Origin of the sequence: Streptomyces sp. NBC_00726 (genome assembly GCF_045161735.1) — a bacterium.
Taxonomy (GTDB): Bacteria; Actinomycetota; Actinomycetes; order Streptomycetales; family Streptomycetaceae; genus Streptomyces.
Genome location: NZ_CP108983.1, coordinates 4730195 through 4752853, shown reverse-complemented (window position 1 = coordinate 4752853; position 22659 = coordinate 4730195). Strand labels below are relative to the sequence as shown.

23 protein-coding genes, 1 tRNA gene and 1 riboswitch are annotated in these 22659 nt (G+C 72.8%); of the genes, 9 read left to right on the top strand and 15 right to left on the bottom strand.

The window, feature by feature from the left end; all coding sequences use genetic code 11:
• Window positions 1-334: 334 nt before the first annotated feature.
• The 6 genes from thrB to OG338_RS21420 form a co-directional block, all read right to left on the bottom strand.
• Window positions 335-1252 carry a homoserine kinase gene (thrB, locus tag OG338_RS21445; protein ID WP_405938864.1) on the bottom strand — a complete coding sequence of 306 codons (918 nt, stop codon included), beginning with the start codon at window positions 1250-1252 and terminating at the stop codon, window positions 335-337.
• A 459-nt stretch (window positions 1253-1711) separates the two neighbouring features.
• Complete coding sequence (gene thrC / locus OG338_RS21440) at window positions 1712-2782, bottom strand: threonine synthase (RefSeq protein ID WP_405938863.1); 1071 nt, start codon at window positions 2780-2782, stop codon at window positions 1712-1714.
• A 6-nt stretch (window positions 2783-2788) separates the two neighbouring features.
• Window positions 2789-4099, bottom strand: a complete 1311-nt coding sequence (locus OG338_RS21435) for a homoserine dehydrogenase (protein WP_405938862.1) — start codon at window positions 4097-4099, stop codon at window positions 2789-2791.
• Window positions 4100-4224: 125 nt separating this feature from the next.
• Window positions 4225-5616, bottom strand: coding sequence for a diaminopimelate decarboxylase (gene lysA, locus OG338_RS21430; RefSeq protein WP_405938861.1), 1392 nt, complete (start codon window positions 5614-5616; stop codon window positions 4225-4227).
• A gap of 26 nt (window positions 5617-5642) precedes the next feature.
• The gene (nrtL, locus tag OG338_RS21425) at window positions 5643-6767 is read right to left on the bottom strand and encodes an ArgS-related anticodon-binding protein NrtL (RefSeq protein ID WP_405938860.1); all 1125 of its coding nucleotides are present in this window, start codon (window positions 6765-6767) and stop codon (window positions 5643-5645) included.
• Between the two features lie 55 nt (window positions 6768-6822).
• Window positions 6823-7221, bottom strand: a complete 399-nt coding sequence (locus OG338_RS21420) for a response regulator (protein ID WP_405938859.1) — start codon at window positions 7219-7221, stop codon at window positions 6823-6825.
• Window positions 7222-7437: 216 nt separating this feature from the next.
• On the opposite strand from OG338_RS21420, the gene OG338_RS21415 reads away from it, so the two are divergent.
• Window positions 7438-7509: transfer RNA gene (locus OG338_RS21415), tRNA-Arg, on the top strand.
• A gap of 145 nt (window positions 7510-7654) precedes the next feature.
• Here OG338_RS21415 and OG338_RS21410 read toward each other — a convergent pair.
• From OG338_RS21410 to OG338_RS21380, 7 genes are all read right to left on the bottom strand, one after another.
• Window positions 7655-7972, bottom strand: coding sequence for a hypothetical protein (locus tag OG338_RS21410; RefSeq protein WP_405938858.1), 318 nt, complete (start codon window positions 7970-7972; stop codon window positions 7655-7657).
• Between the two features lie 21 nt (window positions 7973-7993).
• Window positions 7994-8287 (bottom strand): AbrB/MazE/SpoVT family DNA-binding domain-containing protein, encoded by a 294-nt coding sequence (locus OG338_RS21405; protein WP_405938857.1) that lies wholly within the window; start codon window positions 8285-8287, stop codon window positions 7994-7996.
• Window positions 8288-8447: 160 nt separating this feature from the next.
• Window positions 8448-8741 carry a hypothetical protein gene (locus tag OG338_RS21400; RefSeq protein WP_405938856.1) on the bottom strand — a complete coding sequence of 98 codons (294 nt, stop codon included), beginning with the start codon at window positions 8739-8741 and terminating at the stop codon, window positions 8448-8450.
• A gap of 71 nt (window positions 8742-8812) precedes the next feature.
• Complete coding sequence (locus OG338_RS21395) at window positions 8813-9688, bottom strand: MarR family transcriptional regulator (protein WP_405938855.1); 876 nt, start codon at window positions 9686-9688, stop codon at window positions 8813-8815.
• Window positions 9689-10002: 314 nt separating this feature from the next.
• On the bottom strand, window positions 10003-10854 hold the full coding sequence (locus OG338_RS21390; RefSeq protein WP_405938854.1) for a helix-turn-helix domain-containing protein: 852 nt from the start codon (window positions 10852-10854) through the stop codon (window positions 10003-10005).
• A 16-nt stretch (window positions 10855-10870) separates the two neighbouring features.
• A complete protein-coding gene (locus tag OG338_RS21385) occupies window positions 10871-11386 on the bottom strand; it encodes a DUF6879 family protein (protein ID WP_405938853.1) in 516 nt (171 codons plus the stop codon).
• Complete coding sequence (locus tag OG338_RS21380) at window positions 11358-11612, bottom strand: hypothetical protein (RefSeq protein ID WP_405938852.1); 255 nt, start codon at window positions 11610-11612, stop codon at window positions 11358-11360. The genes OG338_RS21385 and OG338_RS21380 overlap by 29 nt, the downstream gene beginning before the upstream one ends.
• 205 nt (window positions 11613-11817) lie before the next feature.
• On the opposite strand from OG338_RS21380, the gene OG338_RS21375 reads away from it, so the two are divergent.
• Both OG338_RS21375 and OG338_RS21370 read left to right on the top strand, forming a co-directional pair.
• Window positions 11818-12021 carry a hypothetical protein gene (locus OG338_RS21375; protein ID WP_405938851.1) on the top strand — a complete coding sequence of 68 codons (204 nt, stop codon included), beginning with the start codon at window positions 11818-11820 and terminating at the stop codon, window positions 12019-12021.
• Entirely contained in the window at window positions 12021-12245 is a 225-nt protein-coding gene (locus OG338_RS21370) for a hypothetical protein (RefSeq protein WP_405938850.1), read from the top strand. Before OG338_RS21375 ends, OG338_RS21370 begins: the two co-directional genes overlap by 1 nt.
• A 48-nt stretch (window positions 12246-12293) precedes the next feature.
• On the opposite strand, the gene glyA is transcribed toward OG338_RS21370, so the two are convergent.
• Window positions 12294-13589, bottom strand: a complete 1296-nt coding sequence (glyA, locus tag OG338_RS21365) for a serine hydroxymethyltransferase (RefSeq protein ID WP_405938849.1) — start codon at window positions 13587-13589, stop codon at window positions 12294-12296.
• A 14-nt stretch (window positions 13590-13603) separates the two neighbouring features.
• Window positions 13604-13728, bottom strand: a riboswitch (ZMP/ZTP riboswitch).
• 225 nt (window positions 13729-13953) lie between these two features.
• On the opposite strand from glyA, the gene OG338_RS21360 reads away from it, so the two are divergent.
• Window positions 13954-15864 carry a protease pro-enzyme activation domain-containing protein gene (locus OG338_RS21360; RefSeq protein WP_405938848.1) on the top strand — a complete coding sequence of 637 codons (1911 nt, stop codon included), beginning with the start codon at window positions 13954-13956 and terminating at the stop codon, window positions 15862-15864.
• A gap of 72 nt (window positions 15865-15936) precedes the next feature.
• On the opposite strand, the gene OG338_RS21355 is transcribed toward OG338_RS21360, so the two are convergent.
• Entirely contained in the window at window positions 15937-16962 is a 1026-nt protein-coding gene (locus tag OG338_RS21355) for a Ku protein (protein WP_405938847.1), read from the bottom strand.
• Between the two features lie 62 nt (window positions 16963-17024).
• Here OG338_RS21355 and ligD point away from each other — a divergent pair, with 62 nt between their 5' ends.
• The 5 genes from ligD to OG338_RS21330 all read left to right on the top strand — a co-directional run bounded on the left by ligD (window position 17025) and on the right by OG338_RS21330 (window position 22628).
• Window positions 17025-17915: a non-homologous end-joining DNA ligase gene (gene ligD, locus OG338_RS21350; protein WP_405938846.1), complete on the top strand. Its 891-nt coding sequence runs from the start codon at window positions 17025-17027 to the stop codon at window positions 17913-17915.
• 150 nt (window positions 17916-18065) lie between these two features.
• Window positions 18066-20180, top strand: a complete 2115-nt coding sequence (locus OG338_RS21345) for a PBS lyase (protein WP_405938845.1) — start codon at window positions 18066-18068, stop codon at window positions 20178-20180.
• Window positions 20177-20491: a zinc-ribbon domain-containing protein gene (locus OG338_RS21340; protein ID WP_405938844.1), complete on the top strand. Its 315-nt coding sequence runs from the start codon at window positions 20177-20179 to the stop codon at window positions 20489-20491. Before OG338_RS21345 ends, OG338_RS21340 begins: the two co-directional genes overlap by 4 nt.
• A 74-nt stretch (window positions 20492-20565) precedes the next feature.
• Window positions 20566-21294, top strand: a complete 729-nt coding sequence (locus OG338_RS21335; protein ID WP_405938843.1) for a hypothetical protein — start codon at window positions 20566-20568, stop codon at window positions 21292-21294.
• Window positions 21291-22628: an ATP-binding protein gene (locus OG338_RS21330; RefSeq protein WP_405938842.1), complete on the top strand. Its 1338-nt coding sequence runs from the start codon at window positions 21291-21293 to the stop codon at window positions 22626-22628. The genes OG338_RS21335 and OG338_RS21330 overlap by 4 nt, the downstream gene beginning before the upstream one ends.
• Window positions 22629-22659: the final 31 nt, after the last annotated feature.

The following is a 22659-nucleotide window of genomic DNA, read 5'->3' as shown; positions in this document are numbered from 1 at the left end:
CCTCGGTTGGTGCGGCCCGTGCCGGGGCGGTGGTCCGCCGGATGGAACGGCGGAGAGATGAGGTGTGCATGTGCCCGGCGCGAGCATCCCCCTGCTCGGCCCACTCCTGGACGAGCGAGGGGTGTCGTGCCGGTTCCGGAGCGTGCTCGCAACTGCTCAGGCAGGCTGCTCAGGCAGTTGGGGAGGCTCCCGGAAGAAATGGTGGTCCCGAAGGGGACACGAAGCAACGCGCCTCATGGACGTCGATTGCAGACTTGAGGTTAACACTACCGGCTCCAACAAACATTCCCCCTCTCACTCACCGGCAATCACTTCTCGGCCAGCGGCCCCGCGGCTACGGCGCGAGCGGCAGGACGCTCGCGCCCCGCGCGTCGAGGGCGAGCCGGTTGGCCGCCCAGCCCTCGCCCGCCAGCCGGGCGACCTTGTCGGCGTCGCCGTCCCCGGCCAGGGCCAGCACCGTCGGTCCGGCGCCGGAGATGACCGCGGGGACGCCCTCGGCGCGCAGCCGGCCGACGAGTTCGACGCTCTCGGCCATGGCGGGCGCGCGGTAGTCCTGGTGCAGCCGGTCCTCGGTGGCCGTGAGCAGCAGCTCGGGGCGCCTGGTCAGGGCCTCTACGAGGAGGGCGGCACGGCCTGCGTTGAAGGCGGCGTCGACGTGCGGGACGGTGCGCGGCAGGAGTCCGCGGGCGGTTTCGGTGAGCACCGGCTTGCCGGGGACGAAAACCACCGGAACGATGGAATCAGCGGGGTCCATCCTGATCGCGCGGGCGGATGCGCCGTCCATCCAGGCGAGCGTGAATCCGCCGAGCAGGCAGGCCGCGACGTTGTCGGGGTGGCCCTCGATCTCGGTGGCGAGCTCCAGCAGCGCGGCGTCGTCCAGCCGGGCGTCGCCGCCGGTCGTCACGGCGCGGGCGGCGACGATTCCGGCGCAGATGGCGGCGGAGGAGGAGCCGAGGCCGCGGCCGTGCGGGATGCGGTTGGCGCAGACGATCTCCAGGCCGCGCGGCTGTCCGCCGAGCAGGTCGAAGGCGGTGCGCAGGGACCGTACGAGCAGGTGCTTCTCGTCGCGGGGCAGGGTGTCCGCGCCCTCGCCGGCGATGTCGATGTGCAGTCCGGAGTCGGCGACGCGGACGACGACGTCGTCGTACAGGCCGAGCGACAGGCCGAGGGTGTCGAAACCGGGGCCCAGGTTGGCGCTGGTCGCGGGGACGCGCACCCGGACGGCGGCGGCTCGGAAGGCGGGACCGGCCATCGCTGTGACGACTCTCCTTGTGAGGCGGCGGGGATTCCGGGGGCTGCGGGCGGGGATTCTTCGGGGGAGCCGCAACGGCCCGGGGCACCCCGGCAGATGCGGCGGGGCGGGTTGGGTACAGCTTATCGAAGGAAGGTTCCGTGGCGACATAGGGCGCACGGGAGGCGCACGATGCGTGTCGCACGCCCGCGGTGCGCTCTTGTTGCCGGAAAGGGCCGGTAGGGCGCCCTTTCTGACGAGTCGTCGCGCAGGGCCTTTCGTTTGGATCAGACCGGATCAGGGAGCGGGGCCTGGTGCCGTGCATCGCAAGGCGGAGGATTGAGGCAACGCGGAGCGTTGGTGACTGACGACAACGCCGCGAGGTGCGGCACCAGGCCCCGCGAGCCCGGCATGATCCAAACGAAAGGCCCTGACCCCGGGCCGTCGTCCGGACCGGCCCGGGGGTGAGGCGTTACGTGATTACGCCAGGCCCAGCTTCTCGGCGGCGGCGGCCGCGTCGACCGGGACGGTGACGGGCCGCGGGGCGCCCGCGACGGCCCAGTCCGGGTCCTTGAGGCCGTTGCCGGTCACCGTGCAGACGATGCGCTGGCCGGGGTCGACCTTGCCCTCCTCGGCGGCCTTGAGCAGTCCGGCGACCGAAGCGGCCGACGCGGGCTCCACGAAGACGCCCTCCTGAGAGGCCAACAGCCGGTAAGCGGACAGGATCTGACGGTCCGTGACCTCGTCGATGAAGCCGCCCGACTCGTCCCGCGCGGCCAGCGCGTAGTTCCAGGAGGCCGGGTTGCCGATCCGGATCGCGGTGGCGATGGTCGACGGGTCCTTGACGACCTCGCCGCGCACGATGGGCGCGGAACCGGACGCCTGGAAGCCCCACATGCGCGGCTTGTGCGTCGACACACCGTCCCCGGCGTACTCGGTGTAGCCCTTCCAGTACGCGGTGATGTTGCCCGCGTTGCCGACCGGGAGGACATGGATGTCCGGGGCGTCGCCGAGCGCGTCGACGATCTCGAACGCGGCGGTCTTCTGGCCCTCGATACGGACCGGGTTGACCGAATTGACCAGCGCGACCGGGTAGTTGTCCGAGAGCGAGCGGGCCAGCGTGAGGCAGTCGTCGAAGTTGCCGTCGACCTGGAGGATCTTGGCGCCGTGCACGAGCGCCTGGCCCATCTTGCCGAGCGCGATCTTGCCCTGCGGCACGAGGACCGCGCAGACCATGCCGGCCCGGACCGCGTAGGCGGCGGCCGAGGCGGAGGTGTTGCCGGTGGAGGCGCAGATGACGGCCTTCGCACCCTCCTCCTTGGCCCGGGTGATGGCCATGGTCATGCCGCGGTCCTTGAAGGACCCGGTGGGGTTGGCGCCCTCGACCTTGAGATGCACCTCGCAGCCCGTGCGCTCGGAGAGGACCTGAGCGGGGACGAGCGGCGTACCGCCCTCACGGAGCGTGACGACCGGCGTCGTGCTCGTGACCGGGAGACGGTCCCGGTACTCCTCGATGATGCCGCGCCACTGGTGGGTGCCCTTGGTGGTCATGGGTCCTTACTCCCCTTCAACACGCATGATGCTGGCGACACCGCGTACGGTGTCGAGCTTGCGCAGCGCCTCGACGGTCCCTGAGAGGGCGGCGTCGGGCGCGCGGTGGGTGACGACGACGAGCGATGCCTCGCCGTCGGTTTCCTGACTGTCCGGCCGGCTCTGCTGGCGGACCGTATCGATGGATACGCCCTGGTCGGCGAAGACCGTCGCGACCTGGGCGAGCACGCCAGGCTTGTCGGCCACGTCGAGGCTGATGTGGTACCGCGTGACGACGTCGCCCATGGGGCTCACCGGCAGGCGCGTGTACGCGGACTCGCCGGGCCCGGGGGCCTCGTTGAGCTTGTTGCGGCAGACGGCCACGAGGTCGCCGAGGACCGCGGACGCGGTGGGCGACCCGCCCGCGCCGGGACCGTAGAACATCAGCTGTCCGGCCGCCTCGGCCTCCACGAACACCGCGTTGTACGCCTCGCGCACCGAGGCGAGCGGGTGGCTGAGCGGGATCATCGCGGGGTGCACGCGGGCCGTCACGGAGGCGCCGTCGGCGGCGCGCTCGCAGATGGCGAGGAGCTTGACGGTGCAGCCCATGCGGCGGGCGGAGGCGATGTCGGCCGCGGTGACCTCGGTGATGCCCTCGCGGTGCACGTCGCCGATCCTCACCCGGGTGTGGAAGGCGATCCCGGCGAGGATGGCGGCCTTCGCGGCGGCGTCGAAGCCCTCCACGTCGGCGGTGGGGTCGGCCTCCGCGTAACCGAGGGCGGTGGCCTCGTCCAGCGCCTCGGAGTAGCCGGCGCCGCTGGTGTCCATCTTGTCGAGGATGAAGTTGGTGGTGCCGTTGACGATGCCGAGCACCCGGTTGACCTTGTCGCCGGCCAGGGACTCGCGCAGCGGCCGTACGAGCGGGATGGCACCGGCCACGGCGGCCTCGTAGTAGAGGTCCCGGCCGTGCTGCTCGGCGGCGGCGTGCAGGGCGGCGCCGTCCTCGGCGAGCAGCGCCTTGTTGGCGGAGACGACGCTCGCGCCGTACTCGAAGGCGGTCCTGATCAGCGTACGGGCGGGCTCGATGCCGCCGATGACCTCGATGACGACGTCGATGTCGCCGCGTTTGACCAGGGCGGTCGCGTCCGTGGTGATCAGCGCGGGGTCGATGCCCTCGCGCACCTTGGAGGGCCGGCGGACGGCGACACCGGCGAGCTCCACCGGCGCGCCGATGCGCGCGGCGAGGTCGTCGGCGTGCGTCGTCATGATGCGCGCCACCTCTGAGCCGACCACACCACAGCCCAGCAGCGCCACCTTCAGCGGACGCGTACGCATCATCCGACCTCGTTTCCTTTACACCTGTAGTACGGACCAGTCTCACTCACCGGACGGGTGTTCCCGCCACCCGTCCGGATCCTGAGATGTTTACCGGGACAGCGTGGTACGCCCCCGGAAATACGGCATCAGCCGACGTCGAGACGCAGGAGATCTTCCTCCGTCTCGCGCCGGACGATCACCCGCGCCCCGCCGTCCCGCACGGCGACGACCGGCGGGCGCAGGGCGTGGTTGTAGTTGCTCGCCATGGAGCGGCAGTACGCGCCGGTGGCGGGCACGGCGATCAGGTCGCCGGGGGCCAGGTCCGCCGGCAGGAAGGCGTCCTTGACCACGATGTCGCCGCTCTCGCAGTGCTTGCCGACGACCCGGACGAGCATCGGTTCGGCGTCCGAGGTCCGCGAGGCCAGCGAGACGCTGTACTCGGCGTCGTACAGCGCGGTCCGGATGTTGTCCGACATGCCGCCGTCGACGCTCACGTAGGTGCGCAGGCCCTCCAGCGGCTTGATGGTGCCGACCTCGTACAGCGTGAAGGCGGTCGGGCCGACGATGGCGCGGCCGGGCTCGACGGAGATACGGGGGGTGGCGAGCCCGGCGGCCTCGCACTCGCGGGTCACGATGTCGCCGAGCGACTTGGCGATCTCGTACGGTTCGCGCGGGTCGTCCTCGGAGGTGTACGCGATGCCGAGGCCGCCGCCGAGGTCGATCTCGGGCAGTTCGACGCCGTGCTCGTCGCGCACCTCGGCGAGCAGCTGCACGACGCGCCGGGCGGAGACCTCGAAGCCGGCCATATCGAAGATCTGGGACCCGATGTGGGAGTGGATGCCGACGAGTTCGAGCCCGTCCAGGGTGAGCGCCCGGCGCACGGCCTCGGCGGCCTGTCCGCCGGCGAGCGCGATGCCGAACTTCTGGTCCTCGTGGGCGGTGGCGATGAACTCGTGGGTGTGCGCCTCGACGCCGACGGTGACCCGGATCTGGACGCGCTGGCGCTTGCCGAGGCGCTGCGCGACGTGGGCGACGCGGACGATCTCCTGGAAGGAGTCGAGGACGATGCGGCCGACGCCCGCGGTGACGGCGCGCTCGATCTCCTCGACGGACTTGTTGTTGCCGTGCAGCGCGATGCGCTCGGCGGGCATTCCGGCGTCGAGCGCGGTGGTCAGCTCGCCGGCCGAGCAGACGTCGAGGTTGAGCCCCTCCTCCTTGAGCCAGCGCACGACGGCCCGGGAGAGGAACGCCTTGCCGGCGTAGAAGACGTCGGCCCCGGGCCCGAAGGCGTCGGACCAGGCGCGGCAGCGGGCCCGGAAGTCGGTCTCGTCCAGGAAGTAGGCGGGGGTGCCGAACTCCTCGGCGAGGCGGGAGACGGTGAGCCCGCCGACGGTCAGGGCGCCGTGCTCGTCACGGGTGACGGTGCTGGACCACACCTTCTCGTCCAGGACGTTGAGGTCGTCGGCGGGGGCGAGGTAGTGGCCGTCGGACATGACGTCGGCGTGACGGGGTCCGGCGGGGTGTGCGGATCGGCTCATGGTGTGGGCTCGGCTCTCTCGGGTGGTCAGAGGTGTTCGGGCGCGCTGACGCCGAGCAGGGACAGGCCGCCGGCCAGCACCGTCCCGGCGGCTTCGGCGAGGGCCGTCCGGGAGCGGTGGGCGGCCGAGGGTTTCTCCTCCCCGACGGGCAGCGGCGGGGCGGCGTCGTGGAAGTCGAAGAAGGCGGCGGCGACCGCGTCGAGGTGCCGGACGAGCCGGTCGGGGGCGCGGTGGCGGGCGGCGCCCGCGAGGACGCCCGGGTGCGCGTCGAGCAGCGTGAGCAGGCCGGCGGCCCCGGTCGCGTCGATGTCCTCGCCGGGCCCCGCGACGGCGACCCCGAGCCGGTCCGCGCCCCGGAGCACGGCGCGGGCGCGGGCGTGTGCGTACCGGACACGGAAGAGGCCGTTGGCCTCGGTCTGCGCGAGGAGCCCGGGCCCGAGGGGGGCACGGTCGTGCCCGGCGACACTGAGCAGACCCCAGCGGGCGGCGTCTCGGCCGAGCCGGGCCGGCAGGGCGGCGGCGGTGTCGCCTGCGGGGACGGGGCGTATGAGGGCTTCCGCCTGGGCTCCGGGGACGCGCGGTTCGTCGTGCGCCGCGCCGGGCGCCTCCGCCTGCGGCATCCCGTACGCCTCCGTACCCACCCCGAGCCGCGCCCAGTCCGGGTCCGGCTCGCCGTCGCAGGCGAGGTGTACGTCGGCGCCCTGGGCGGTCAGCAGCCGGCGGACGGCGTCGGCGGTGACGGCGGCCCGGACCTCGCGGGCGTGGCCGAGCCGCAGCCGCTGTCCGGCGAGGGCGTCCCCGTGTCCGTACCGCCGCCCCTGCTCCCGGACCCGGTGGACGAGGTCGCGGTGGGCGGCGGCGCCGGTGGCGGCGTCGAGCGTGAAGTTGAGGAAGCCGGGTCCGGTGATCTCGACGCCGGCGACTCCGGGGGCTCCGGCGAGCCGGTCGCGCAGGATCTCGGCGACCTCGCCGGCGCGGAGGCCGGCGAGGCCGGCGAGCTGGAGGGCGACGGCGCTGGCGTAGTCGCCGCGCCCGCCGGGCCGGGTCCTCTCCACCCGTACGCGCGCGGGCACGGGCGCGCGCAGGGCGTCCTCGCGGACCGCGCGGCGCACGGCGTGCAGCACGGTCGTGGAGAGATCGACGGGGGTCACGGGACAAGCGTATGGGAGGAAGGGGGGCCCTTCGCGAACCGGTTTCGCCATCCGGTCAGCCGACGGCGCTCTCCGCCCGCCCGTCGAGCGCGGCCCGCCGCCCGCGCTCCATCAGCCGGCGCACGAGCCGCACCAGCTCGGCCGGCTCGAAGGGCTTGGCGAGGAACGCGTCGACCCCGGCGGCGACCCCGCTGTCCACCTCGTACGGCGTGCAGGCGCTGACGATCGCGAGCGGCAGATGCCCGGTGCGCGGGTCGGACCGCAGCCGGGTGGCGGTCTGGAGGCCGTCGAGCCGGGGCATGACCACATCGAGCGTGATCACGTCGGGCCGGACGCGGTGCACGAGATCCAGACACTCGACACCATCGCCCGCGGTCACGACCTCGAAGCCCTCCAGCTCAAGGTTGACCCTGATCAACTGCCGGATGACCTTGTTGTCGTCGACAACAAGCACGCGGCCGCATGCCCCAGACACCCTTCGAGAGTAGGCGCGCCGGAGGGGCTGCGTCCGGGTTTTGCCCACTTCCGCCCCCGGAAGCGGCCCCGTAAGGATGGCTGAATGTGTGTACGAGGGGGCGCGGACCGTCACGCGATGACGCGGAATACCTGTTCACGGGCACCCCGCCGGAGCTGGTAGTGTTTCACCCGTCGCAGAGCAGCACAGCGATACGCCCCCGTAGCTCAGGGGATAGAGCATCGGCCTCCGGAGCCGGGTGCGCAGGTTCGAATCCTGCCGGGGGCACCTCCAGAAGGTGCCAAAGACCCCGCCGTCAGCGGAAACGCTGAGGTCGGGGTCTTCGCGTATGTACGGGCGCCCTGCCGGAGCCGTAAGGCCGCCGGCGTAAAGCACCGAGGGCCGCACCTCGTCGGATGCGGCCCTCTGTCCCTCAAGCGGGGCCGGGATCGAAGATCTCGTGCCCACCGACTCGGCGCCAGACGATATGCGGCTCACCCGCGCGGATTTCATCCGCGTACTGCCAGGTGGCACGCCCGTCGGGCACCCATGTCATCTCCATGACGGGACGCGCGCCGGCTGGGAGTGGCACTCCCTGGACCGGTTTGACCCGGAGGCCGGGCCGAAACCGCCCGTTGGCCGCGTCCGGCACGAACTTCTTGCGAACGCAGTCCTGGAACCGTGCCCGCTCCTCGGGGAGGAGCTTCTTGAAATCACGGTCGAAGCGAGCGGTCGTCTCGAAAGTCGGCAATGGGCCTCCCAGGGGTCGGGGTCAGTTCTCCTCGGCGAGGTGCGCGAACATCTCGTCCGCGTCCTCATGCCGGGTGGTGCGCCCCGCGGCGATGTCCTCGCTCGCGTCACGCTCACCCGCCTGCCACCGCTCCGTCCAGAACCACGCCTGGTCCGTGCGGATCTTGCGTAGTCCGTGCACCTCGACAACGCCGTCGTCGTTGATGGCGAACTCAAGCTCGTCGCCCGGGGAGACTCCCAGCGCCTCGCGGACCCCTGCGGGCAGCGTCAGCTGCCCCTTGTCGCGCACGCCGGCATGGAACGTGGTCGCAGCCATGAGTGACCTCCCTATCCGCATTCCGTGTCTGCCTCGTGGCACCAGCGTACCCGAACCGGCAGGAAAGTGAGAGATTCCTACTTTCGGAACTTCCGAATCCCCTCGCAGGGGCACGGCGGCCCGAGAGGAGGTGTTGCCGGCTACTGGGGAGTCCTCGCCCTCAGCCCGCCGGCTCCAGCTCGGCCACCACCGTCTTGCCCAGCGGCACACGGTCCAGCACCTCCCACCGGTCGGCGAGCGCCGAGACCAGGAGCAGGCCACGGCCGTCCTCGGCGAGGGGCGCGGGATCGGGCACGTCCCCGGTGGACGGGCGGCGTTCGCCCCGGGCGTCGAGCTGGTGCAGGGTGAGGCGCCGGGCGAGGCGGGCGCCGCGCGGGGTGGAGCTGAAGCGCTGGGTGAACTCGGTTGCGGTGGCGGGGGCGTGGGGGGCGACCGCGGCGGGCAGTGGTGTCATGCGTTCAATCTGGCGCTACGTCCACGGCGCGCACCAGCAGCAACCCGCGTACTCCGGTGCGGAGTACGCGGTCAGCGCGCCCGCATCAGGTCCCGTAGCCCGGCGACCCGGGCCGGGACGTCAGCGGTGTCGTCCGAGGGCGTCGCGGGGGACGTACGGCAGGGGCCGCAGAGGCCGTCCGGGAGGGCTTCCGCCGGGCCCGGGCGGCCGCATTCCACGCACTCGACCCTCAGGCCGCCCGCCGGGGCCCCCGCGTCCGGCAGCTCGGGCGGCATCTTGTCGGCCAGGCGGCGGCGCACGAGCCCGAGCGGGAACGCGACGTGCTCCGGGAGCCCGGCAGTGAGCGCCGCCGTCAGGTGCTCGGCGCCCGCGCCGCGTGCGAACCAGGCGGCGGCCAGCGGTTCCAGGGCGGCGCAGTCGGCGGCGGAGAGCGCCAGCCGGGGTTCGCGGCGGCCGAGTCCGGCGAGGGCGCGGTACGCGTCGGAGGGTGCGCCGGGAGCCTTCGGCGGCGCGGGCGGCTCGGGGGCGATGCGCTGCGGGGGCACATCGGCCGGTCCGGAAAGCGCGGCGCTCCACCACTCATTGTCGCGGGCGGTCCGGGACCAGTACGTGTACGTCACCCACCGGCATGTGCCTTCCCCGTCGACCCGCCGCCGTACGCGGCGCAGGTGCCCGGCCACCGCGAGCGCGCGCAGGGCGGAGCCGATGGCCATCTGGCCGTACAGGGGGAGGTCCTTGGCGAGCGACTTGATGTCCATCGCAGCGCCGTCGGGCAAGCGGTCGATGTACGCGGCGACGTACCGCTCGCGCTCGGGGAGGCCGGTGAAGTCTGCGGGGCGGGGTGCGTCCTGACCGGGCGGCGCGGAACGCTTGCCGTAGCCGGGGCGGGCCGCGCGGGGGCCTTCGGCGGAGACGGGCAGGGCGGGACTAAAGTGCTGGGCAGCCATGAGATCGGGACTTTCCGCTGGGTCGATCTTGGGTCAGACCCCGGCCGGTGCGACTACACCGCGTCGGGGTCGTTTCGTTGGGGGCACCGTAAGCAGTCGCGACTTTCCGCTGCAATTCGCTCACTATTAGTCATACTTGCTGGCCGTGACGGGGTGGGGAGGGCAGGAGGGTTTCCCCATCCCTCACCTACCCGCCGGACGAAGAACACGGCTCGGACCTCGAATCCCGAAGCTCAAGCGCTACCCGGGCGCCGAACACGACTCCCCCACGGCGCCCGGAACCCGAGCTCCGGGTTTCGAGATCCGAGCGCCGATCAGGAGTCGAGAGCGGCAATGGCGTTCGCGATGATTCCGCGGGCCGCCTGCCCCCGTACGGCGTGTTCTGAGAGCCGATCGAATGCCCGCGCATACAGGGTCACCTGGCTCGGTTCAACGAGGGTCTGGGCAGCGTCGAGCGTGTCGGCGTGGATCCTCTTCCCGTCGAACATGGTGAAGGTGGCCATCGGCCAGACGGTGCGCTCAGCGGCGAACGGGATGATGCCCAGGGCGACGCTGGGCAGGGCCATGGCGGCCAGCAGGTGCCCGTACTGGACGGCCATCGTCTCGGCGTCGGCGACGCGGTACCGCAGGACCGACTCCTCCAGCACGATCAGGAACCGGCGGTTGCCCTCCCTGATGACCCGATTGCGGTCCATGCGGGCCGCCACGGCCTCGCCCACGTCGTTCTTGGTCCCCCGGAAGGCCGCGATGGACGAGAGCAGCGCCGTGGCGTACTCAGGCGTCTGCAGGAACCCGGGGATCACGTCGGAGCAGTAGACGCGGAACAGCTTGGTCCGGTCGTACAGGGATGCCCCGCTCTCCTGCAAGCGTCGCAAGCCGGTGCCCTGGAGGCGCCTCCACTGGACGTACGACTCCGCCGACTGCCGGTTGGCCGCCACCAGGTCGTCCGCCTGCCCAGGGGCGCCACAGGTGGCACACCAGGCCCGGATGTCGGCGTCCGAAGGGGGCGTTCGAGCGTTCTCGATGCGCGAGGACTTCGACTCGTGCCATCCGCAGCGAACGGCCAGTTCGCGCCCTGAAATACCGGCGTCCAGACGTAGCTCCCGCAGGCGGGCAGCTATCGCCTCACGCGCCTTCTGGACGTTGGGCGACGGGTGTTGGGACAACGAACCGGCCGTTCTGTCAGATCTCGAACTGTTCGTGCGGGGTGGCGAGTTGCCAAACCGTATCGAACGCGGAGCGGCACAGCGCCACAACGGCCGGCTCGTTCGTGATCTCGTCCTCCACCACGGCACCGTCACCCGAGAAATGGTGAACCCGCAACAGGGTGCCGTCGAACAGCCAGAAGTCGTTTCCCGGCAGCGCGATGCCGGTCGCCAACCTTCTGGGCAGCCATCGGACCTGTTCACCCACTGTCACGTTGGCGTGAGTGACGTAGTGCTCCCAGCGGATGTACTCGCTCACCGGCTCCGAGACGATCCGGGCACGCCGGATGGTGACGCCACGGGCCACGGTTTCGGAGATCAGTTGGTCGTACGGATGCCACCAGGACTCACGATCGGCCCAGTTGATGCGCTCGCCCCGCTGCCACGCCTCGAATCGTTCCGTGGGCGCGTAGGAGTCGCGCAGCTCCAGATGGACGGCGGTCCGCTGGCACTTGCCCAGCAGCTCACCGAAGCTGGGCACGCTCGACGGCATCACATGCCTCCCTGATCATCGGGATCATCCGGGCCGGGATCCGGACGATCGCTTCGGTGTCCGGCACGGAGCCGTTCGCCGGACTGGTCGCCTCACACTGGGCATGGGTCTTGGCGTCAGGCTTCCAGCCCTGGAGGAGAACTTCCTGCGCCTCCCCGTCGGCCCACACGGTCGGGCAGTGGTCGCGGTCGGTGTTGGGGTCGATCCCTACGAACTCCACGGACATGCCAGCCTCCCGAATCAGGTGCTTGCTCAGACTTGCATCAGCCTTCCCGACCTGTGCAGATACGTCAAGACCCCCCTATGCAGGCGTAATTGCCGTGCAAGCTTGTGCAAGGAACTGGAGCCCCGGCACAGGTGTTCCCTAGCGTCGCCGCAGGGCCGACCAGGGCTCTCCCACCACACCTGTTCGCAGCCGGGGAGAATTGACGATGCGACACAAGAGCACCCAAGAGCCACCCATCGACCTTCCCGTGGGCTTCTACGCCTGGCTGCTGGACTGTGCCCCGGCCCCGGGCTGCACGACCTGCGGTACCGAGTGGCGGAGTCTCAAGTCCGCCAAGGAGGCCGGGGACGTCTGGCAGGCCGCGCGGCACGCCACGAAGATCCGCGACCATGCCTCGGGGAGCCACTGATGCCGATGGACATGCAGACCTATCGAGACGGCCGCCAGGCCGCCGACGACGCGGCCGACGCTCTCCGGGCGGCCCTGGCCGGACTGGGGCTGCCGGAACGGGTCTGGGTCAACGCGCGGCCGATGGTCACCCACAGCGGCAAGCCGTACGTGCACCTCGGCATGATGCGCGCCGATGCCGTGGCCGCGATCACGGAAGCCATCGGCGTCCCCGCGGACGCCTGAGCCCCGCGCCGGACACCTCCGGCGCGGGGCACTGTCGCACGCGGCGGCTCACCCCACCGGCAGGCCCGGGGCCGGATACGCGTCCATCAGGTCCTTCACCTCGGCGCGGACCTTCCCGATCGTGTCCTCGTCACCCGTGATCACGCGGTCGATCCAGTCCGCGATCCTGGCCATCTCCGAGACGGGAATGCCCCGGGACGTGAGCGCCGGGGTGCCGAGGCGGATGCCCGAGGGGTCGAACGGCTTGCGCGGGTCGTACGGCACCGCGTTGTAGTTGGCGACGATGCCCGCCCGGTCCAGGGCCTTGGCCGCCGGCTTGCCCGGGACGCCCTTGGCCGTGAGGTCCACCAGCAGCAGGTGGTTGTCCGTGCCGCCCGAGACCAGGTCGTAGCCCCGGGCCGCCAACTCCTCGCCCAGCGCGCGGGCGTTGGCCACCACCGCGTGGGCGTAGGAGCAGAAGGCAGGCGTGGCCGCCTCGCTCAGGGCTACGCCGATGGCCGCCGTGGTCTGATTGTGCGGGCCGCCCTGGAGGCCGGGGAAGACGGCGCGGTCCAGGGCGCGGGCGTGCTCGGCGCGGCTGAGGAGCATCGCGCCGCGCGGGCCGCGCAGGGTCTTGTGGGTGGTGGTGGAGACGACGTCCACGTGCGGCGCGGGCGAGGGGTGGGCGCCGCCCGCGACCAGGCCCGCGATGTGCGCGATGTCGGCGACCAGGACCGCGCCCACCTCGCGGGCGATCTCCGCGAAGCCCGCGAAGTCGATCGTGCGGGGCACGGCGGTGCCGCCGCAGAAGATGAGCTTGGGCCGCTCGGCGAGGGCCAGGTCGCGGACCTCGTCCAGGTCTACGCGGCCGGTGTCGCGGCGTACGCCGTACTGGACGCCGTTGAACCAGGTGCCGGTGGCGGAGACGCCCCAGCCGTGCGTGAGGTGGCCGCCCATGGGCAGGGCCATGCCGAGCACGGTGTCGCCGGGCTTGAGGAAGGCCAGGTAGACGGCGAGGTTGGCGGGTGAGCCGGAGTACGGCTGGACGTTGGCGTGGTCCATGCCGAAGAGGGCGCGGGCGCGCTCGGCGGTCAGGGTCTCGACCTGGTCGATGACCTGCTGGCCCTCGTAGTAGCGCTTGCCGGGGTAGCCCTCGGAGTATTTGTTCTGGAGCACCGTGCCGGACGCTTCGAGCACGGCGGCGGAGACGTAGTTCTCGCTGGGGATCAGGCGCAGGGTGTCCGCCTGAAGCCGCTCCTCGGCTGCCACCAGGGCGGCGAGTTCCGGATCAGCGGCCAGCAGGGCGGGGTGGCGGGGCTGTGCGGGTACGGACGCGGTCACGGGTTCCTCCCGGGTCGGTCGCATGGCTGCGGCGTGGACCCGGATGCCCAGGCGGACGGCTCTCCGGCATGACGCCCCCGGGCACGCCCGGGGTGTGCCGCTCCCTCGTGGTCGATTCCACTGAGCACCCCGTGAGGGATGCGCGCCAGTCGCGGCCCTCCGCACCTTACCGGGCGGCCGGGCCGGGCGCCCGGCGGTAAGTGAACCGGCCCGGTTCCCACGGCACTTGGTCGAGTCTTGGGTAACGCATGCCCCCTGCATGAAGCGTTCCTCGCAAGAGTGGCGCATTACATGTGCACTTCATTCGGCACATGCTCCGTACGCGAGACCCATATCGCAGGGGGTTGTTTTGATATTCAGCCGCGCAGGACGACGCGCCGGGCTGAGCATGGCAGTGACACTGCCGCTGCTCGCCGGGGCGCTCGCCCTCGGGATGCCCGACGCCAGTGCCGATGCCGGGCACGGGGGCCGGAACGCGTTGCAGGGCACCAAACCGGCCTGGGCCACCGCCTCGGCCGACCAGGGGGCCGCGTCCGACAGCACGAAGGTGGCCGTCCGGGTGCACCTGGCGGGCCGGGACGCGAAGGGGCTGGCCGCCTACGCCGCGGCCGTGTCGGACCCGGACTCGTCCTCGTACGGGAAGTTCCTGAGCCCCGCGCGGGCGCGGGCCCGGTTCGGGGCGAGCCGGGAGCAGATCGAGCAGGTCTCCCAGTGGCTGGAGGACGGCGGGCTGACGGTCACCGGGGCGAACGAGCACTACGTCTCGGCCACCGGTGATGTGGCCGCCGCCGAGAAGGTGTTCTCCACCCAGCTGCGTAACTACCGCAAGGGCGGGCGTACTTACCGGGCCCCGGCCGCCACCGCCTCGGTGCCCGCCGCGCTCGGTGACGCCGTGCTCGCCGTGTCCGGGCTGGACAACGCCCCGCACACCGCCCGCCACGACGACGTGCTGCCGCCGCCGGACGCGGTGTTCCGCAACTCCGGCCCGTTCTCCTCGTACTTCGGGTCGAAGACGGCCTCCTCGCTGCCGAAGGCGTACGGGTCGAAGGCGCCGTACGCCGTCAAGGGCTACACCGGCAAGCAGCTGCGCGCCGCGTACGGGGCCGGGAGCTACACCGGCAAGGGGGTGACCGTCGCCATCACCGACGCGTATGCCTCGCCGACCATCGCGAAGGACGCCGCAGAGTACGCGAAGCGCCACGGCGACGCGCCGTACAAGCGGGGGCAGTTGAGCCAGGTGCTGCCGGACGACTACACGAAGACCGACGAGTGCGGGGCCTCCGGCTGGTACGGCGAGGAGACCCTGGACGTCGAGGCCGTGCACGCGGTCGCGCCCGCCGCCGACATCGTGTACGTGGGCGGCGCCTCCTGCTACGACGACGACCTGCTGGACTCGCTGAACAAGGTGGTCGACCACCGCCTCGCGGACATCGTCTCCAACTCCTGGGGCGATGTGGAGGCCAACCAGACCCCGGACCTGGCGCTCGCCTACGACCAGGTGTTCAAGATGGGCGCGGTCGAGGGCATCGGCTTCTACTTCTCCTCCGGCGACGCGGGCGACAACGTCGCGTCGACCGGCACCAAGCAGATCGACGTGCCGTCCAACTCGGCCTGGGTGACCTCGGTCGGCGGCACCGCGCTCTCGGTCGGCAAGCACGACAAGTACCTCTGGGAGACCGGCTGGGGCACGCTGAACGCCCCGCTGGCGGCGGACGGCCGCAGCTGGGACGGATTCCCCGGCGGGTACACCTCCGGCGCGGGCGGCGGCACCAGCTCCACCGTGAAGCAGCCGTTCTACCAGCGCGGGATCGTGCCCGACTCGCTGGCGCGGGCGAACGGGAAGACCCGGATGCGCACGGCCCCGGACATCGCGGCCGTCGCGGACCCGAACACCGGCTTCCTGGTCGGGCAGACCCAGACCCTGCCCGACGGTTCGCTGGGCTACGACGAATACCGCATCGGCGGCACCTCGCTGGCGGCCCCGGTCATCGCGGGCATCCAGGCGCTGGCGCAGCAGGCCCGGCACGGGCGGCCGATCGGTTTCGCCAACCCGGCGATCTACGCCCGGTACCACTCGAAGGCGTACCACGACGTGACCGACCACCCGCTGGGCGCACACCGTGACCTGGCGGTCGTCCGGGTCGACTACGTCAACGGCTTCGACGCGGCGGACGGTCTGCGGACCACCGTGCGCAGCCTGGGCAAGGACGCCTCGCTGGCGGCCGTGCGCGGCTACGACGACGTGACGGGCGTCGGCACCCCGGCCGCCGGTTATGTGAACTCCTACCGCCGGCGCTGACCGCCCGGCGCTGGGACGAGGCGTGGGGCCGCCACCGATCCTGGTGGCGGCCCCACGTTCATTCGCAGAGGCTCAGGCCGAGGCGCGTTTGCGGGACGCCGTGCTCTTCGAGCCCGTCTTCTTCGCCGTCGTCTTCTTGGCGGCCGTCTTCTTCGCGGTGCTCCTGGTGGCCGTCTTCTTGGCCGCCTGCTTGCCCGTGCCGCTCGCCGTGGACTTCTTGCCGCCGCCGGTCTTCGGGGCGGAGGCGGACTTCTTGGCGGCGCCGGACGACTTGCGGTCGGCCAGGGACGTGACGTCCGCCACGGAGTCCTCCTCCTCGCCCCGGGCCTCCTTCGCCGCCTTGACGCTGCTCTCCAGGGCCGCGAGCAGATCGATGACCTTGCCGCCGCCCTTCGCGCCCGGCTCGGCCGGCTCCGGCGCCTCGCCCGACGCCTTCGCGGCGATCAGCTCCTCGACCGCCTCCCGGTAGTCGTCGTGCAGCGAGTCCATGTCGACCTCGCCGAGGGTGTCCATCAGGGCGTCCGCGAGGTCCAGCTCCGCGTCCCGGACGGTCACGTCGGACTCCGGGGCGACGCCCTCGGGGGCCCGGATCTCGTCCGGCCAGAGCAGCCCGTGCATGGCGATCACATCGTCCACGACCCGGAGCATGCCGAGCCGCTCGCGCCCGCGCAGGGCGTACTTGGCGAGGGCCACCTTCCGGCTCCGCTTCAGGGCCTCGCGCAGCAGGGTGTACGGCTTCGCCGCCGGGACCCCGTTGGCCGAGAGGTAGTAGGCCGCGTCCATCTGGAGCGGGTCGATCGCGTCGGCCGGGACGAAGGCCACGATCTCGATGGTCTTCGCGGTGGGCAGCGGCAGCCGGCTCAGATCCTCGTCGGTGATCGGGATCATGGTGCCGTCGGCGTCCTCGTACGCCTTGCCGATCTCGGCGGGCGTCACCTCCTCCCCGTCCAGCTCGCACACCTTGCGGTAGCGGATGCGGCCGCCGTCCTCGACGTGGACCTGCCGGAACGAGATCGAGTGGTTCTCGGTGGCGTTGACCAGCTTGATCGGGATGCTGACCAGCCCGAAGGAGATGGCGCCGTTCCAGATGGATCTCACCGGTTCACCCCTTGCATCCGCTTATACGAAGAAAGCAGCGTTTCGCGTGTGATTCTTATCGTATGACGCCGATCACCGAGGTGGAGGGGCGACGGCTGTCCCTGAGCAATCTGGACAAGGTGCTGTATCCGGCCACCGGCACCACGAAGGGCGAGGTGCTGCACTATTACGCGGCCACGGCGGCCGGGGCGCTGCTCGCGCATCTGCGGGACCGGCCGGTGTCCTTCCTGCGCTATCCGGACGGGCCGGAGGGCCAGCTGTTCTTCACCAAGAACCCGCCGCCCGGTACTCCGTCCTGGGTACGCCGGGCCCCGGTGCCGCACCACGGGAGCGAGCCGTCCGAGCAGGTGGTCGTGGCGGATCTGGCCTCGCTGATGTGGGCGGCCAACCTGGTGGTGGAGTTCCACACCCCGCAGTGGCGGGCCGGAACCCCCGCGGTGGCCGACCGGCTGGTGTTCGACCTGGACCCGGGGCCGCCCGCCACGGTGGTCGAGTGCTGCCGGGTCGCGCTGTGGCTGCGGGAGCGGCTGGCCGAGGACGGCCTGACGGCGTACGGGAAGACCTCGGGCGCCAAGGGCCTGCATCTGCTGGTCCCGATCGTCCCCACGGACTCGGCGGCGGTGTCGGCGTACGCGAAGGGCCTCGCCGTCCGCGCCGAGAAGGAGCTCGCGAACCTGGCGGTGCACCGGATGCGGAAGGCGCTGCGGCCGGGCAAGGTCTTCGTCGACTTCAGCCAGAACGCCGCCGCGAAGACCACCGCCACGCCCTACACCCTGCGGGCCCGCGCCGAGCCGGCCATCTCGGCGCCGGTCACCTGGGCGGAGATCGAGGGCTGCCGCTCCCCCGGCGATCTGGTGTTCCTGGCGGACGGCATGGCGGCGCGGCTGGCCCGGCACGGCGATCTGCTGGCCCCGCTCTGCGATCCGGACGCGGGACGGCCGCTTCCGGTCTGACCGCGCGCACCCGCCCCGCCCATACCGTAAGCACGCGATTCTTGTCATGCTCCAGGGCAAATGCGTGCCGGAGATGGTCGGATCGTCCGAGCGGTGGTGCACACTCTGCGGCAGACACTGCGTGTGTGACGTCGGCGGGGAGGCGATGGCGTGTTCGCGGGGATCGAAGAGGTCGACTGGGCCTCGATGAGACATGCCTACGGGCCGGCGGACGATGTGCCGGCGCTGTTACGGGGGCTGGCCTCCGCCGATCCGGCGGAGCGGGAACGGGCGCTGGACGGGATGTACGGGGCGGTGCACCACCAGGGTGACGTCTATCCGTGCACGCTGGCCTGCATCCCCTTCCTCTTCGAGCTGGTCGCCGATCCGTGGGTGCCGGACCGGGGCGACATAGTCGAGTTGCTGACCAGCATCGGCGGCATCGACCTGGGCTCGGACGACGAGGAGGAGATCGGCGAGGACGAGGCGGAGTGCGCCGCGAACTACGCGATGGCGGCGGCGGCCGTCTCCGCCGGGGCCGGGGTCTTCTTCGCGCTGCTGGCCGACGAGGACCAGGGCGTACGGCTGAGCGCCCCGCTCGCGCTGGCCGCCCTGCACGACGAGCCGGCCAGGGTGCTGGCCCTGCTGCGGGCGCGGCTGGCGGCGGAGCGGGACGAGGAGGTGCGGCTCGCCCTGGTCGAGGCGGCGGGGCGGCTCGCCCTGCGCCACCGGCCGCTGGCCGGCCCGGTCGCCGAATGGCTCGGCCGGCTCGCCGGCGACGCCGGCCCGCCGGGGCTGCGGCTCGCGGCCCTGGCCCAGCTGGCGCGCTGCGCCCCGTGCTCGCTGCCGGCCGATGTGGTGCCCGTGGTGACGGGCCTGCTGCGGCAGCTGCGCACCGCGTCCGCGGGGCCCGGCGGCACCCGGGCGCGCCCCGTGGAGCCGCCGGATCAGGGCGCCGAGGCGGTCCCGCTGACCCTGCGGGGGCAGGTGCGGGCGCTGTCCGCCGAGGAGGCGGCGGGGCGGGCCGCGCCCTGGACGGCCGATCTGCTGCGCACCCTGCACGCCGGGCTGAACGACCGGGTCGCCGAGCGGACCGCGCTCCTGGCCGACCAGTTGCGCAGCCCCGACCCCTGGGAGCGGGTGGACGCCGTCCGCATGAGCGACCGGCTGATCGGCGGCCGGCGGGGCTCGTACGCGGAGCTGGTGCGGCTGGTGGGCGAGCAGCTGGCCGCGCCCGAACCGAGGCTCGCCGAGTCCGCCGCGCAGCTGCTGGAGGGGCTGTCCGGGCTGGCCGCCCCGGCGGCCGACGCGCTGGCGGAACGGGTCGCGGCGGACCCCGGGGCCTGGGTACGGACCTGGCCGGACGGGCGGACCCGGCTGGGCAGCGCGGCGACGGCCCTGGCCCGGCTGGGCGACCCGCGCGCCCTGCCCGCCCTGACGGCGGCCCTCCGCCATCCCCTGGTGCCAGCCGAGGTGGCGTCCGGGGTCGCCCGCCTGGGCGACGCGGCCCTGCCGCTGGCCGGTGCGCTGCGGCAGCGGCTGGGCGACGCGGTGCTGGACGAGCGGGCGTACGAGCGGGTGGGCCCGCTGCTCGGCGCGCTCACCGCGCTCCGGGCGGGCGGGGCGGCCCCGGAGGTGCTGCGGGTGCTGCGCGGGGCCCCGGACTTCGGGGGCGAGCGGGTGCGTACGGCGGCGCTGCGGGCCCTCGCCGCCTTCGGGCCCGCCGCCGGCTGCGCCGTACCGGAGCTGCGGGCCCTGCTGCGGCGGACCGGCACGGTGGAGGCTGCGGAGGCGGCCGGGGCGCTGTGGGCGGTGGAGGGGGACGCCGACGCGGTGCTGCCCGCGCTGATCGCGGGGCTGGGCACCTGGGACGGGGAGGCGCGGCGGGCGGCGGCGGGCGCGGTGGGGCGCCTGGGCTGGCGGGCGGCGGCGGGCGCGCCCCGGCTGCGGGAGCTGCTGTACGACGGGAACGTGTGGCTGCGGGTGGACGCGGCGATCGCGCTGTGGGAGGTTTCCGGTCGTGCCGAGGACTCCGTCCCGGTGCTGCTGGCCGCCTGGGGGCAGAACCACCGGGTCCGGGTCCGGGTGGCGGAATGCCTGGCGCGGATGGGACCCGCCGGTGCAGGGTCGGACGCGGCACGTGTGCTGCGCGCCGAACTCACCTCCGTACGCCGTCACAACGCGCCGGAGGGCGACTGCGGCAGCCACGACACGTACACCGACGAAAAGCTGCTGGCGTTCTGCCGGCGGGCGCTCCCGGGGAACACGGGGAAGGAAACGACATGATCATTTTCGGCACGCGAGGCTATCTGTACCAGCTGGCGATCCTCACGCTGGTCTGCGGCTGGTGCGGGAATCCGGCGGCGCACACGCTGCGCAAGCGGGTCACGAAGTTCACGCTGTTCTTCGTGCCGCTGTTCCCGATCTCGACCTCGTACGCCACGCAGTGCACGTTCTGCGGCGGCGAGCAGCGGATACCGAAGGAGCAGGCCGAGCAGCTGCTGGCCCAGCAGGTGGCCTCGCAGGGCGGCAATCCGTACGGCCAGGCGCCGCAGCAGGGGTACGCGCCGGGCGCCTCGGGGCCGAACCGGCACTAAATACACATTAGAGACTTCCTTCCGCATAGGGTCGGCGGGGTCGGCCCGTCCGGCCGCCGGGAACGGAGGAAGTCATGCGTCTGCGGCTGCCCGCCCTGGCGACCCTGGGCGTCGTGCTGCTGGCCGGCTGCGGCACCGGCGGGGAGCTGCGGAGCGCCGGCCGGGCGGCGCCCGCGGACGGCCCGGTGCGGCTGTGGCCGACGCTCCCGCCGGCGTCCGCGGCCCCCTACGACTACGGCGAGGGCGAGACCGCGCGCATCCCCGGCATCCGGGTCACCGGCGGCGATGTGCGCGGGCTCGACCCGGTGGCGGTGGTGCGGGCGGGCCTGAAGGTGCCGCCCGAGCGGGCCGGCGGGGGCGGTGAGCTGCCGGCCCGGACCGTGCGGCTGGTCGAAGCCTGCGAGTCCGTGCCCCGGACCTGCCCGGTGCTGCCGCCGTACTTCCGGGACCTCACGGGCGACGGGCGGGACGAGATGGTCCTCGCGGTCCGGATGCCGGGCCGTCAGCTGTCCGTACGGGTCTACATGCCGGAGTCCGGCGGGCTGACCCGGATCATGTCCACGTCGGACGCGGTCATCAGCGTCCAGCTGGCCGGGCGCGACCTGATCATGCGGGCGCCGTCGGCGATCACCGGGTACGAATACCGCACGGCCTGGTCCTGGGACGGGCGGCAGCGCGCGATGCTGCCGGCGCAGGACGAGATCCTGCGCACCCGGGACGGTGGGCGGCGCACTCCGGTGCCACGGCCCTCCGCGCCGCGCACGCCCCGGCCCACGGCCTCCGTGCCGGCGGAGCGCCGGTGAGCCGCCTGGTGGACGCGCCTCGGCGGCGGTCGCGGTCACGGCTGCGGCTGCGGTCACGGCTGCGGCTTCCGGCCTGGACGGCGACGCTGACCTGGAAGGCGGCCGTCTTCATCACCGTGATGTGCTGCGTGCTCGCCGCGCTCCTCGGTGTCCTGGTGCACACCGCGGTCACCCGCCAGACCGTCGGCCACGCCCGCGAGAAGTCCCTCGCCCGGCTGGCCGAGGTGTCGCGCGCCTACGAGGCGGGCGAGGCGCTGCCGCCGCGTTCCGGGGTCGATCCGCCGGGGCTGCCGGGGCCGTTGCGGGCGCTGGCGGCGGGCGGGCGGCGCGGGACGATGGTCGGCCGGCTGCGGGGGCGGCCCGCGATGTGGGCGGCGGCCCCGGCGGACGGCGGGCACGCGCTGGCGGCCTGGACCGACTACAGCCAGAGCGCCCGCACCATCAACGGCCTGGACGGGGCGATCATCGGCTCCTCGGTGCTGGCGATCGGCGCCACGCTGCTGGCCGGCGCCTTCGCGGTCACCCGGGTCACCCGGCGGCTGCACCAGACCGCGCGGGTGGCCCGGCGGATCGGGGCGGGTGACCTGGACGCCCGGGTCGGCGACCCGCGCACCGCGGACCCGTCGCGGCGGCAGGACGAGGTCGCCGTCGTCGCTGGGGCGCTGGACACCATGGCATCGACGCTCCAGCGCAAGCTCCAGGCGGAGCAGCGGTTCACTGCGGACGTGGCGCACGAGCTGCGGACCCCGCTGACCGGTCTGTCGGCCGCCGCCGAGCTGCTGCCGCCGGGCCGCCCGTCCGAGCTGGTGCGGGACCGGGCCCGGGCGCTGCGCGCGCTGACCGAGGACCTGCTGGAGATCTCCCGCCTGGACGCCCGCACCGAGCACGTGGACCTGGCCGTCCACGAACTGCCCCCGCTCGCCGCCCGGGTGGCGCGGGGCACCGACACCCGGGTCGAGGTCACCGGGGAGCCGGTGCGCGTCGAGACGGACCGGCGGCGCCTGGAACGCGTCCTGGGCAACCTGATCAGCAACGCCCACCGGCACGGCGGGCCGCCCGTGGTGCTCACCGTCGACGGGCCCGTGGTGACCGTGCGGGACCACGGCGACGGCTTCCCGGACTACCTGACGGCGGACGGCCCGCAGCGCTTCCGCACCGAGGGCGGCGGCAAGGGGCACGGCCTCGGGCTGACCATCGCGGCCGGCCAGGCCGAGGTGATGGGTGCGGCGCTCACCTTCGGGAACGCGCCGGACGGCGGCGCGGTGGCCCGGCTGACGCTGCCCCGGTACCTGGGCCCGGAGGGCGGGCAGCCGCCCGTACGCGCCGCGACATAGCCGACATACCACCCGGGTCTTGCTACGTTGC

Coding starts and splice junctions, on each gene's coding strand:
- OG338_RS21400 (WP_405938856.1), bottom strand. CDS start 8,741: ATGACACCACTGCCCGCCGCGGTCGCCCCCCACGCCCCCGCCACCGCA.
- OG338_RS21380 (WP_405938852.1), bottom strand. CDS start 11,612: ATGTCCGTGGAGTTCGTAGGGATCGACCCCAACACCGACCGCGACCAC.
- OG338_RS21360 (WP_405938848.1), top strand. CDS start 13,954: ATGGCAGTGACACTGCCGCTGCTCGCCGGGGCGCTCGCCCTCGGGATG.
- OG338_RS21375 (WP_405938851.1), top strand. CDS start 11,818: ATGCGACACAAGAGCACCCAAGAGCCACCCATCGACCTTCCCGTGGGC.
- thrC (WP_405938863.1), bottom strand. CDS start 2,782: ATGACCACCAAGGGCACCCACCAGTGGCGCGGCATCATCGAGGAGTAC.
- OG338_RS21370 (WP_405938850.1), top strand. CDS start 12,021: ATGCCGATGGACATGCAGACCTATCGAGACGGCCGCCAGGCCGCCGAC.
- OG338_RS21385 (WP_405938853.1), bottom strand. CDS start 11,386: ATGCCGTCGAGCGTGCCCAGCTTCGGTGAGCTGCTGGGCAAGTGCCAG.
- OG338_RS21435 (WP_405938862.1), bottom strand. CDS start 4,099: ATGATGCGTACGCGTCCGCTGAAGGTGGCGCTGCTGGGCTGTGGTGTG.
- OG338_RS21405 (WP_405938857.1), bottom strand. CDS start 8,287: ATGGCTGCGACCACGTTCCATGCCGGCGTGCGCGACAAGGGGCAGCTG.
- OG338_RS21340 (WP_405938844.1), top strand. CDS start 20,177: ATGATCATTTTCGGCACGCGAGGCTATCTGTACCAGCTGGCGATCCTC.
- glyA (WP_405938849.1), bottom strand. CDS start 13,589: ATGCGACCGACCCGGGAGGAACCCGTGACCGCGTCCGTACCCGCACAG.
- lysA (WP_405938861.1), bottom strand. CDS start 5,616: ATGAGCCGATCCGCACACCCCGCCGGACCCCGTCACGCCGACGTCATG.
- OG338_RS21335 (WP_405938843.1), top strand. CDS start 20,566: ATGCGTCTGCGGCTGCCCGCCCTGGCGACCCTGGGCGTCGTGCTGCTG.
- ligD (WP_405938846.1), top strand. CDS start 17,025: ATGACGCCGATCACCGAGGTGGAGGGGCGACGGCTGTCCCTGAGCAAT.
- OG338_RS21395 (WP_405938855.1), bottom strand. CDS start 9,688: ATGGCTGCCCAGCACTTTAGTCCCGCCCTGCCCGTCTCCGCCGAAGGC.
- thrB (WP_405938864.1), bottom strand. CDS start 1,252: ATGGCCGGTCCCGCCTTCCGAGCCGCCGCCGTCCGGGTGCGCGTCCCC.